7 protein-coding genes are annotated in these 8,078 nt (G+C 66.3%); 2 read left to right on the top strand and 5 right to left on the bottom strand.

The genetic code is table 11. The features are described 5' to 3' along the window. Window positions 1-5: 5 nt before the first annotated feature. Window positions 6-1,172, top strand: coding sequence for a pyridoxal phosphate-dependent aminotransferase (locus K9U40_RS20645; protein ID WP_282891998.1), 1,167 nt, complete (start codon window positions 6-8; stop codon window positions 1,170-1,172). A gap of 55 nt (window positions 1,173-1,227) precedes the next feature. On the opposite strand, the gene K9U40_RS20640 is transcribed toward K9U40_RS20645, so the two are convergent. Continuing rightward, window positions 1,228-3,312, bottom strand: a complete 2,085-nt coding sequence (locus tag K9U40_RS20640; protein ID WP_282891997.1) for a TonB-dependent receptor plug domain-containing protein — start codon at window positions 3,310-3,312, stop codon at window positions 1,228-1,230. Between the two features lie 458 nt (window positions 3,313-3,770). Between K9U40_RS20640 and aat the strand changes: the two genes are divergently transcribed. Then, window positions 3,771-4,442: a leucyl/phenylalanyl-tRNA--protein transferase gene (gene aat / locus K9U40_RS20635; RefSeq protein ID WP_282891996.1), complete on the top strand. Its 672-nt coding sequence runs from the start codon at window positions 3,771-3,773 to the stop codon at window positions 4,440-4,442. On the opposite strand, the gene K9U40_RS20630 is transcribed toward aat, so the two are convergent. The 4 genes from K9U40_RS20630 to speB all read right to left on the bottom strand — a co-directional run bounded on the left by K9U40_RS20630 (window position 4,379) and on the right by speB (window position 7,837). After that, window positions 4,379-5,044 (bottom strand): DUF2155 domain-containing protein, encoded by a 666-nt coding sequence (locus K9U40_RS20630; protein WP_282891995.1) that lies wholly within the window; start codon window positions 5,042-5,044, stop codon window positions 4,379-4,381. The two genes, aat and K9U40_RS20630, sit on opposite strands and share 64 nt — an antisense overlap. A gap of 124 nt (window positions 5,045-5,168) precedes the next feature. Then, a complete protein-coding gene (locus K9U40_RS20625) occupies window positions 5,169-5,579 on the bottom strand; it encodes an NADH:ubiquinone oxidoreductase subunit NDUFA12 (RefSeq protein ID WP_282891994.1) in 411 nt (136 codons plus the stop codon). A gap of 75 nt (window positions 5,580-5,654) precedes the next feature. Continuing rightward, window positions 5,655-6,755: a calcium:proton antiporter gene (locus K9U40_RS20620; protein WP_282891993.1), complete on the bottom strand. Its 1,101-nt coding sequence runs from the start codon at window positions 6,753-6,755 to the stop codon at window positions 5,655-5,657. A gap of 86 nt (window positions 6,756-6,841) precedes the next feature. Beyond that, a complete protein-coding gene (gene speB / locus K9U40_RS20615; RefSeq protein ID WP_282891992.1) occupies window positions 6,842-7,837 on the bottom strand; it encodes an agmatinase in 996 nt (331 codons plus the stop codon). Between the last annotated feature and the right edge of the window lie 241 nt (window positions 7,838-8,078).

Raw genomic sequence — 8,078 nt, 5'->3', positions numbered from 1 at the left:
GCCCCCTGCTCCATCCCCAGGCCCTCTCCCGCCGCAGCGCGGTGGAGCCCTTCATCGTCATGGACGTGATGGAGCATGCCGCCCGCATCGAGGCCCAGGGCAGCCACGTCATCCATCTGGAGGTGGGCCAGCCGGCGGCGCCCGCCCCCACGGTGGCACGGCGCGCGGCGGCGGCGGCGCTGGAGGCCGGACAGGTGGGCTACACGGCCGCCCTCGGCATCCCGGCCCTGCGCGCCCGCATCGCCCGGCATTATGGCGAGACCCACGGCGTCGCGGTGGATCCCGAGCGCATCGTGGTGACCCATGGGTCGTCCGGCGGCTTCGTGCTCGCCTTCCTGGCGCTGTTCGAGCCCGGCGACCGGGTGGCCATCGCCGCGCCGGGCTATCCGCCTTACCGTCATGTGCTGTCGGCGCTGGGCTGCGAGCCGGTGCTGATCGAGACCCGCGCGGAGGATCGCCACGCCTTGACCCCCGAGCGGCTCTTGGAGGCCCACCGGGCCGCGCCGCTCAAGGGCGTTTTGGTGGCCAGCCCCGCCAACCCCACCGGCACCATGATGGACCGCGCCGCGCTCACTGCGCTCCATGCCTGCGCCCGCGACCTCGGCCTCGCCTTCGTCTCCGACGAGATCTATCACGGCCTCGACTACGCCTTCCCGGCGGTGAGCGCCGTGGAGATCGGCGAGGACGTCACCGTCATCAATTCCTTCTCCAAATATTTCTGCATGACCGGCTGGCGCGTGGGCTGGATGGTGGTGCCCCCCGGCGTGTCGCGGACCATGGAGCGGCTCCAGCAGAACCTCTCCATCTCCGTGCCCACCCTCTCCCAGATCGCCGCCGACGCCGCCTTCGAGGGCCGCGCCGAGATGGACCTGGTGAAGGCGACCTATGTGGAGAACCGGCGCATCCTGACCGAGGGCCTTCCCCGGGCGGGGCTCTCGCGCTTCCTGCCGGCGGACGGCGCCTTCTATCTCTACGCCGACGTCTCGGATTTCACCGACGACAGCGCCGCCTTCGCCCGCCGCATGCTGGATGCGGTGCACGTGGCGACGACGCCGGGTGTGGATTTCGACCCGTTCCACGGGCGCAGCTTCCTGCGCTTCTCCTACGCGGGCTCGGCCCCCGACATGGCGGAGGCGGTGGCGCGCATCGGAGACTTCCTGAAGCGGGGGTGAGGGAGCCGCGCCCCTCCCCCCGGAGCGCCGCTCGGCCAGGGCCCCGGACGGAGGCTCAGAACACCATGCGCGCGTTCACGAAATAGCTGCGGCCAGCCTGGGGAAACAGATACTGGGTCTCATATTCGGTATCGAAGATGTTGCGCATGCCGGCCGAGAAGGTCGTGCCCGGCTGGAGCTGGTACTCCGCCGAGAGATTGGCGAGGACGAAGCCGTCCGTCTCCACATAGCTGACCGCGCCGACGCTCGGATTGGTCCAGCGGGACGAGGATATCTCAACGCTCGGGATCAGCGTCAGCTTTTCCATCGCCTTCCACTTGGCGTAGAGGAAGGCATAGTGCTCCGGCGTTCCGAGCGGCTGGATGTCGGGAATCGGAGATGAAATATTGATCTGCAGGTAAGTGTAATTGCCGCCCAGCACCAGCGTATCCGTCGCCTTCCATTCCGCGGAGAACTCGAAGCCGTAATTGTCGCTGCTGCCGACGTTCTGGTACTGGGTGATCCAGGTGCCGTTGGAAGCGCTCCAGTCGTCCGTATCCACGCTCTGGATCAGGTTGGTGACCTGGCTGTAATAGACCGAGGCGTGCAGGGTGAGTTGCCTGGCGAAGGTCTGCGTCCAGCCGATCTCGTAATTGGTGGCCCGCTCCGCCTGCAGGTCCGGATTGGCGATGTTGGTGCCGAAACGGGTACTGAAGCGCTCGAACAGGGTCGGGAAACGGCCGCGGCTGGAGACGCTGGCATTCAACTGGGCGTCCTCGCCATACCGGTAGATTCCGGCGAACTGCCAGTCGATGAAATCATCCGTTGTCAGCTCGTGGCTGAAGAACTGATAGGCGTTGCTGTTCAGCCGCGCATAATCATCCGCCTGGATGAGATTGCGGTGATTGTAGCTGACGCCGGAGACAAAATCGAAATTGCGGGTGACGTGGAACGTGTTCTCCACACCGAACGACATCACCGCCTCCGACTGCTCATAGGCCGGGTCCCAGACCGAGGTTCCGATGCCCGGCGTGTTCTCGTTGCGGCTTTGATGGGTGTCGCGGCGATAGGTCAGCGCCGCCTTGATGGTATCCTGAGGATGGATCTCGTGGACCACCTCGAGGTCGGCGCCCAGGCTGTCGTCATTGTAATAGCTGTTGAAACCACGGGTGCCCTGGGTCAGGAAGGCGGAATTGTCATAAGCAGCGAGCGTATTGTCGAACTCGGTGTAATAAAATCGCGTGTTGACGTAGCTTTTGTCGCCAACTGCCGTCTTCGAGAGAAAATAGAGGCTCTGGTAATTCCATTCCGGCCAGGTCCAGTTGCGCCCCTGGTTGTAGGGTGAAGTCCCCACCCAGCCGTTGAGGGTGCGCACCCGGTTGTAGACGTCATAGGGATTGCCCTTCTCGCCCTGTTGGGCGGTGTAGTTCAGGGCATATTCGTCGGTCTCGTTGGGCGTGAAGCCCACCTTCACGTTGGCGCGCCAGTCCTGCGAATCGGAATAGTCGCGGCGGCCTCCGTCCTCGGCGGCCGGATTGAGCACCGTGAAGCCCTGGGGCAGGAACCAGCCATCGGAATCGACCACCGCGCCGGAGGCCTGGAGGTAGTATTTTTCCTGCCTGGTGCCGACCGAGCCCATGGCATTGAAGGAGCTGTAGGCGCCGGTATTGCCCAGTTCCACGCCGGAGCGCAGCTCGGCTTCGAATTCCTTGCTGGGCTTGCGGGTGACGAGATTGATGGCGCCGCCCATCCCGCCCGGACCGTTGAGGATGGAAACATAGCCCTTCTGCACCTGCACCTCCGAGAGGTCCGGTGTGATGAAGCGGCCGATATCGAGGCGGTTGTCGTAGGGCAGATAGACCCGCACGCCATCGATATAGAGGGGGACCTGCCACAGATTGAAGCCACGGACCGAAACCGAGGGCTCGTTGCGCGCCCCGCCGGTTGAGGTCGTCACGCCCGGCACCAATGTCAGGGCATCATCGAGGCGATTACGGTCGAAGGTATACATCTCGTCGGAACTGATGGTGGATTCCGAGATCGCCTGGCCGCTGGTCTGCCAGTATTCGGTGGCGTTGGGCGCCACCACATTGATCTGCCCGAGCTCGAACACATTGGAGGAGGCGGTCTCGGCCTCCTGCGCGAAGGCCGGGGCATGCATCGCCGCAATCGCGACAGCCGACGCCGTCGCGAGGAATGAATTCCGTCGCATCGAAAAACCTCGTGGAAGAATGCCCGGATGGCGGCGGAACACCGACCATCGCGAAGGGGCCGCAGCACCCTCCGCTTTCGCATAAGCTATATTTATTTGTATATAACTTAGGGGAACTGGGATGCAACAACATCAATGGTCGAACTGCGGTAAATTCACATAAATAATTGATAATAATAACTATTTTTCAGGAACGCATGTGGCGGCGAGGGCGCCGGCCAGCGCCGTCTGGCACCGCGGCCTTATGTGTCCCGGACTCATCCCCTCGCCCGCCGCCCGTGGCAGGCCCTGGCCGCGAGGGCTCCGCTCAGGCGCCGCACGGGCTCGATACCCATGGGTATCTTTATCCGCCAGCACCCCTACAACGCTGCCACACCGACGCTCGATTTGCTGTTATCCTTGATGGCATGAGCCGGCTGAGCGACCAGATCGTCGAGATCACCCCCGATGTGCTGCTGAAGGCCTATGCCTGCGGCATCTTTCCCATGGCGGAAAGCGCCGAGGATCCCGGCCTCTACTGGATCGAGCCGGAGCGGCGCGGCATCATCCCGCTCGACGGCTTCCACATCTCTTCCCGCCTTGCCCGCACCGTGCGTTCCGACAGGTTCGAGGTGCGCATCGACCACGATTTCGATGCCGTGATCGACGGCTGCTCCGAGCCGCAGGAAGGCCGCGAGAAGACCTGGATCAACGAGCGCATCCGCAAGCTCTACGGCGAACTGTCCCTGCGCGGCCGCTGTCACACGGTGGAGGCCTGGCGCGACGGGAAGCTGGTGGGCGGGCTGTATGGCGTGCGGCTCGGCGCCGCCTTCTTCGGCGAAAGCATGTTCCACCGAGAGACCGACGCCTCGAAGGTCGCCCTCGTGCATCTGGTGGGACGGCTGATCGCCGGCGGCTTCCGGCTGCTGGACACCCAGTTCGTCACCAGCCACCTGAAGACCTTCGGCGCCATCGAGGTGTCGCGGCGGCATTACCACCGCCTGCTCGATCACGCCCTCCAGGCCGAGGCCGACTTCTATTGCTGGCCCCGCGCGGTGACGGGGGCGGAAGCTTTGCAGCCAATCAGCCACACGTCGTAGATGGGGTGCTCCACCGCATGGAGGCCGGGGCTGGAGGCGAACATCCACCCGGTGAAGATGCGCTTGGCCTGGCCCTGAAGCGTCACCTCGTTCACCTCGGTGAAGGAGGTTGTATTCTGCGTCTCGGTGGCAGGCCGCGTGTAGCACACCCGGGGCGTGACCTGCAGGGCGCCGAACTGCGCCGTCTCGCCGATCGCCACGTCGAAGGAGGTGATGCGGCCGGTGATCTTGTCGAGGCCGGCAAAGACCGCATAGGCATTGGCGATCTTCTGCGCCGGCGGCTGCACCACCACCACGTCGCCGCCTTCGTCCGAGCCGGGCGCCGGGGCGGTCGCGGCCCCGGGAGCCGGAGCCGGCTGCGCGCCGGGCGGCAGGGCTGGCGCCGGGCCGCGCTGGACGCCGCCGGGCGTCACCGGGCGGGGCGCGGGAGCCACCGAGGGCGCGGCCTGCCGAGGCGCGGGAATGGTGCCGGGCGGCGCGAGCGGCGCGGATTCGATCTGGCCGGGCCGCTGATACTGAGCCTGCACCTGCGCCAGCGCCGCGGATGCCGTGCCGACGAGAAGCGCTGCGGCGAGAAGCGGCATGGAACGGTAAAGGCGCATCAGGACATCAACCCGTGACAAATGCGGAGGCGGCGGGCATTCGCCGCGCCGCCCTTCTGAAGCGCCGGATTCGGGCAGCGGCAAGGCGATCGCGCGATACCGAGCGAGCGCACGCCGCCGAAACTCACTCGCCGGGGGTCCAGGCCTTGTAGTCGCCGGTCACGCGGGGCCGCAGGCCGCCGGCCAGCACCGAGCCCTTGGGCCGGTAGGCACCGGGCGTTCCGGTCATGTTGCGGCGATGCGGCTTCTGCCAGGACCGGGGCGCGTAGCTTTCGTCCACCGGCGGGGTGTCGACGCGGTGATGCATCCAGCCCCACCAGCCGGGCGGGATGGTGGAAGCTTCCGCATAGCCGGGATAGATCACCCAGCGGCGCTCGAAGCCCAGAGTCGGGTCGATCTTGCCGTCCTTGGTACGATAGTAGCGGTTGCCGAACTCATCCTCGCCCACGAACTCGCCGAACCGCTTCGTCCACCACATGGTGCCGACGGTCTGCTTGTTCCACCAGGTGAAGATATAGAGCAGGAAGTTCTTCACGGCTCGCGCCTCGTTCTGAAATCGGGCGGACCATGCCATCTGGCCCGCCGCCTGTCCACCGGTCGCCATCGCCGCTCAGGGCATGAACAGCAGCATCACATAGACGCAGAAGACGATGAGATGCACGACGCCGTTAAGCGCGTTGGTCCGCCCGGTGCCGAACGACAGGATGGACAGGACGAACGTGACCAGCAGCATGGTGCGGTCCTCGGTGTCGAGGCCGAGGACCATGGAATGGCCGATGAGCACCGAGATGAAGGCCATGACCGGAATGGTGAGCGCCACCGTGGCCAGCGCCGAGCCCAGCGCGATGTTCAACGAATGCTGGAGATGGTTGCGCGCTGCGGCCCGGACCGCGCTGATGCCTTCCGGCAGCAGGATCAGGAGCGCGATGAGGGCACCGGTCACGGCGTCGGGATCGGCCAGCGCGAAATTGCCGAGGAAGTCCTCGAAGGTCGCCGCCACGTGCTTCGACAACGCGACCACCGCCGCCAGGCTCAGGAGCAGCATGACAAGACCGGCCGCGAACGCCGCCGGCGCGGGCGGCGGCTCGCCGTGGCCCTCCGGCTGGCTCTCGAAGTGCTCGCGGTAGCGCACCGTCTGCATGTAGAGGAACGCGCCGTAGAGCGAGACCGCGACGAAGGACATGAACACCAGCTGGCGCGGCGAGAAGGTGCCGGTCTCGCCCTCGTGCGTCTCGGCGGGCAGGACCAGCAGCATCACCCCCAGCGCGATCATCACCGACAGATAGCCGGAGACGCCCTGCTGCTGGATGGTCTGTTCCCGGTGCCTGAGGCTACCCATCAGCAGGCATAGTCCGACGATGCCGGTATTGACGATCATCAGCACGGAAAACACCGATTCCCGCGCCAGCGTCGGATTGTTCTGCCCATGGAGCATCATCGAGGCCATCACCGAGACCTCGATGATGGTGACGGACATGGTCAGCAGCAGCACGCCGTAGGGCTGCCCGAGGCGAGCTGCCACCACGTCCGCGTGGGCGACCGCCGAAATGGCCGCGCCGCACAGCAGCACGACGGCGAGGAGCGCGGCAATGTTCGGAACCACCCCGCCCGCGCCCGGCGCCATCTCCGGCCGCAGCGACAGCACCCCGGCGAGCGCGAGGCCAAGCAACGGCAGGATATAGTTCACCGTCTTGGGTCCGTGTCCCTTCACGCCCCGCCCCTTTCCACCGTCGCGACGGTGCCGCTGTCCCATATCCGGGTCGGCCCCGCAAGGCGCCCCCTCTCGGGGCGGGAATCTCAGAGCGCGACGGCCCGCCCGGTCGCCTTGCGCTCGGCGAGGAGGCAGAGATAGACGGAAGCCAGCGTCGCTCCCGCCAGCGCCGTGATCTCCGCATGGTCGTAGGGCGGCGAAACCTCCACCACGTCGAAGCCCTTGAGATCGAGGCCGCCGAGGCGGCGCAGGCAGGAAATCGCCTCGCGGGTGGAGAGCCCGCCGCAGACCGGCGTGCCGGTGCCCGGCGCGAAGGCGGGGTCGAGCGCATCAATGTCGAACGTCACATAGACCGGCGCGTCCCCCACCCGCTCGGCGATGCAGTCCGCGAGCGCGATCGGTCCCATCTCGGCGGCGGTGAGGCCATGGATGATCTCGATGCCGCAGGTCTGGGGCGCATGGGTACGGATGCCCACCTGGATGGAGCGGTCCACCTGGATCAGCCCGTCTTTCACGGCGCGGGTGATCATGGTGCCGTGATCCACCCGCTCGCCACCATCCTCCCAGGTATCCTGGTGCGCATCGAACTGGACCAGCGCCACCGGCTTGCCGAGATGGGCCGTGAGCGCCTGCAACACCGGATAGGTGAGGAAATGGTCGCCGCCCAGGGTCACCAGATGGGCGCCGCGGGCATAGTGCTCGCGCGCCTGCGCGGCAATGGCGGCCGGGATGCCGGCGGGCAGGCCGTAGTCGAACACACAGTCGCCGCCATCGACCACGTCCAGCGTTTCGAACGGGTCGATGCCGAAGGGATAGAACGGGTCGCCATCAAGGATGGCGGATGCGGCGCGGATGGCGCGCGGCCCGAACCGCGTGCCCGGCCGGTTGGAGACGGCCACGTCCAGCGGCACGCCCCACACCACCACCTCCGCCCCGCCGCCATCGCGGGCATAGCGCCGGCGCAGGAAGGAGGTGACCCCGGAATAATTGGGCTCGGTGGACTGGCCGCGGCGGAAGCCGGGGTCCAGCGCGCGGTCCACGGGGCGGGGGTGAAGCGGATCGGCCAAAACGGTGTTCGACATGACGCTCCTCGCATGGGCGGCGGGGACAGGCACGGCCCGCCGGCGGCATCATAGCCGAGGCGGTTTCGCCCGCACGGCGCGATTTCGCGGCGGGCTCGGGCATCCACAGCGGCTGCCCGAGCCCCGCAGGGCGCGCCTATTCCTTTCTCTTATACACATTTTCAGGCCCACGAGACTGCAGCTAATTGCGTATACCGTCTTCTTTTTTAAAAAAAAAATAAGTCAGAGCCAAGGTAAACCC

Source organism: Xanthobacter autotrophicus, assembly GCF_030015065.1.
Taxonomy (GTDB): domain Bacteria; phylum Pseudomonadota; class Alphaproteobacteria; order Rhizobiales; family Xanthobacteraceae; genus Xanthobacter; species Xanthobacter autotrophicus_D.
Note: the sequence above shows the minus strand (reverse complement) of the source record. Positions and strands in the feature narration are given on the sequence as shown.

Coding starts and splice junctions, on each gene's coding strand:
- K9U40_RS20640 (WP_282891997.1), bottom strand. CDS start 3,312: ATGCATGCCCCGGCCTTCGCGCAGGAGGCCGAGACCGCCTCCTCCAAT.
- aat (WP_282891996.1), top strand. CDS start 3,771: ATGAGCCGGCTGAGCGACCAGATCGTCGAGATCACCCCCGATGTGCTG.
- K9U40_RS20630 (WP_282891995.1), bottom strand. CDS start 5,044: ATGCGCCTTTACCGTTCCATGCCGCTTCTCGCCGCAGCGCTTCTCGTC.
- speB (WP_282891992.1), bottom strand. CDS start 7,837: ATGTCGAACACCGTTTTGGCCGATCCGCTTCACCCCCGCCCCGTGGAC.